The organism is Streptomyces calidiresistens (assembly GCF_014141525.1).
Lineage (GTDB): Bacteria > Actinomycetota > Actinomycetes > Streptomycetales > Streptomycetaceae > Streptomyces > Streptomyces calidiresistens.
Genome location: NZ_VKHS01000605.1, coordinates 1 through 3,423, shown reverse-complemented (window position 1 = coordinate 3,423; position 3,423 = coordinate 1). Strand labels below are relative to the sequence as shown.

1 protein-coding gene is annotated in these 3,423 nt (G+C 75.0%); it reads left to right on the top strand.

Going from position 1 to position 3,423, the window contains the following annotated elements; translation table 11 throughout:
* Window positions 1–3,420 (top strand): Lhr family ATP-dependent helicase (locus FOE67_RS30145; RefSeq protein ID WP_438874265.1); only part of this gene is annotated, 3,420 nt, incomplete at its 5' end.
* Window positions 3,421–3,423: the final 3 nt, after the last annotated feature.

The following is a 3,423-nucleotide window of genomic DNA, read 5'->3' as shown; positions in this document are numbered from 1 at the left end:
CGGGTGCCTGTTGTCCTCCCCCTCAAGGCACTCGCCGTGGACGTGGAGCGCAACCTGCGCAGTCCCCTGACCGGCATCCGGCAGGAGGCGCTCCGACTCGGGCTGCCCGAGCCGGAGGTGCGGGTCGGCATCCGTTCCGGGGACACCCCTCCCGCGGAGCGGCGGGCCATGGCCCGCCGTCCCCCGGACATCCTCATCACCACCCCCGAGTCCCTCTTCCTCCTCCTGACCTCCGGCGCCCGCGAATCGCTGGCCGGGGTGGAGACGGTGATCCTGGACGAGGTGCACGCCGTGGCCGGCACCAAGCGCGGCGCCCACCTGGCGCTCTCCCTGGAGCGGTTGGACGACCTGCTGGAGAAACCGGCCAGGCGGGTGGGGCTGTCCGCGACCGTGCGCCCGGTGGACGAGGTCGCCCGCTTCCTCTCCCCCCGGGGTGGGGCGCGGATCGTGCAGCCCCCGGCCCACAAGGAGTTCCGCCTCTCCGTTCAGGTTCCGGTGGACGACCTCGGGGACCTCGGCGGCTCCCCGGTGTCGGATTTCGGTCCCCCCGGTACCCCCGGCGCCCCGGGGTCCCCCGGCGACGGCGGCAGGCCCTCGATCTGGCCCTCGGTGGAGGAGCGCATCGTCGATCTGGTGGAGGCCCACCGCTCCACCATCGTCTTCGTCAACTCCCGCCGGCTCGCCGAGCGCCTGTGCAACCGGCTCAACGAGATCGCCGTCGAGCGGCGGAGCGGCGAGGCGCTCGCCGAGGAGCACGGCCCGGCGGAGCTGATGGGTGGCTCGGGGGCGAGTCGCGGCGCCCCCGCCGTACTGGCCCGCGCCCACCACGGCTCGGTCTCCAAGGAGCAGCGGGCGCGGGTGGAGGAGGAGCTGAAGGCGGGGGTGCTCCCGGCGGTGGTGGCCACCTCCAGCCTGGAGCTGGGCATCGACATGGGCGCGGTCGACCTGGTGATCCAGGTGGAGTCCCCGCCCTCGGTCGCCTCGGGGCTGCAGCGGGTGGGCCGGGCCGGTCACAGTGTGGGCGCCGTCTCCGCGGGCGTCATCCTGCCCAAGTACCGGGGGGACCTGATCCAGTCCGCCGTGGTGACCGAACGCATGCGGGAGGGGGCCATCGAGGCGCTGCGGGTGCCGACCAACCCGCTGGACGTGCTGGCCCAGCAGATCGTGGCGATGACCGCGATGGACACCCGGGGCGTGGACGAGTTGTTGACCACCGTCCGGCGGGCGGCCCCCTTCGCCTCGCTCCCGGAGTCCGCCTACCGCTCCGTGCTGGACATGCTCGCCGGCCGGTACCCCTCCGACGCCTTCGCCGAGCTGCGTCCGCGCCTGGTCTGGGACCGGGTGGAGGGCACCCTCACCGGCCGCCCGGGCGCCCAGCGGCTGGCGGTGACCTCCGGCGGCACCATCCCCGACCGGGGCCTGTTCGGGGTCTTCCTGGTGGGTGGCGACCCCTCGCGCGGCGGCACCCGGGTGGGCGAGCTGGACGAGGAGATGGTCTACGAGTCCCGGGTGGGCGACGTCTTCACGCTGGGCACCACCTCCTGGCGGATCGAGGACATCACCCGTGACCGGGTGCTGGTCTCCCCGGCCCCCGGCACCCCGGCGCGGCTGCCCTTCTGGAAGGGGGACCAGCTCGGCCGACCGCTGGAGCTGGGCCGCGCCCTGGGCGCCTTCCTCCGCGAAATCAACCACCTGGACCCGCCGGCGGCGGTCGAGCGGCTCTCGCGGGCGGGTCTGGACGGGCGGGCGGTGGACAACCTCCTCGCCCACCTGCGGGAGCAGCGGGAGGCCTGCGGTCACGTGCCGGACGACCGGACGGTGGTGGTCGAGCGGTTCCGCGACGAGCTGGGCGACTGGCGGGTCGTGCTGCACTCCCCCTTCGGTGCGCAGGTGCACGCCCCCTGGGCCCTGGCCCTCAACACCCGACTGGCGGAGCGGTACGGGCTGGACGCCCAGGTGATGCACGCCGATGACGGCATCGTGCTGCGCCTCCCCGACACCGACCCGGCCGCCGATCTCCCCGACCCGTACGGGTGGTCCGAGGAGCACCACGGCGCCGGCGCCGGTGGAGCGGAGGCGGCGCCGGTCGGGGCGGAGGAGGTGCTGTTCGACCCCGGCGAGATCGAGGGGCTGGTGACCGACGCGGTCGGCGGTTCGGCGCTGTTCGCCTCGCGCTTCCGGGAGTGCGCGGCGCGGGCCCTGTTGCTGCCCCGCCGGCGCCCGGACCGCCGTACGCCGTTGTGGCAGCAGCGGCAGCGCGCCCACCAGTTGCTGTCGGTGGCGAGCGAGTTCGGCTCCTTCCCCATCCTGTTGGAGGCGGTGCGCGAGTGCCTCCAGGACGTCTTCGACGTGCCGGGACTGGTGGAGCTGCTCTCCGACATCGAGGCGCGGCGGGTCCGCGTGGTGGAGGTCACCACCCGCGAGCCGTCGCCGTTCGCCCGTTCCCTGCTCTTCGGCTACGTCGGGCAGTACCTCTACGAGGGCGACTCCCCCCTCGCCGAGCGGCGGGCCGCGGCCCTGTCGCTGGACTCCCGCCTGTTGGCCGAGCTGCTGGGCCGGGCCGAGCTGCGGGAACTGCTCGACCCGGAGGTCCTGGCCGAGCTGGAGCGGGAACTGGCCTGGCTGACACCCGAGCGACGGGTGAAGGACGTCGAGGGCACCGCCGACCTGCTGCGGGTCCTGGGACCGCTGACCACCGGGGAACTGGTGGAGCGGGGGGCCGAGCCGGCCTGGGCCGAGGAGTTGGAGGCCTCCCGACGCGCGATCCGGGTGCGGATCGCCGGCCGGGAGCGGTGGGCCGCGATCGAGGACGCCGGGCGGTTGCGCGACGCGCTGGGCGCCGCCCTGCCGGTGGGGGTGCCGGAGGCGTTCACCGAGCCGGTGCCCGACCCCCTGGGGGACCTGCTGGCCCGCTTCGCGCGCACCCGGGGTCCCTTCACCTCGGCCGCCGCGGCGGAGTTCCTCGGGCTGGGCCCGGCGGTGGTGGAGGGCGGGCTGGCCCGGCTCGCCGCCGCGGGCCGCATGGTGGAGGGCGAGTTCCGACCCCTGCCGCAGGACGGCGCGGGTCCGGCGCCGGGGCACGAGTGGTGCGACCCGGGTGTGCTGCGCCGGCTGCGGCGTCGGTCGCTGGCGGCGCTGCGCGAGGAGCTGGAACCGGTGGCCCCGGCGGCGCTGGCCGACTTCCTGCCGCGCTGGCAGCACGTGTCCTTCCCCCGCACCGGGGCGACCTCCGGCGACGCCCTGCGGGGTGTGGACGGCGTGGCCCGGGTGATCGAACAGTTGCAGGGCTGTCCGGTGCCCGCCTCCGCGCTGGAGCGGCTGGTGCTGCCCTCCCGGGTGGCGGACTACCGCCCGGCGATGCTGGACGAGCTGACCGCCTCCGGGGAAGTGGTGTGGTGCATGTTTCTTATACAAATGTGACTG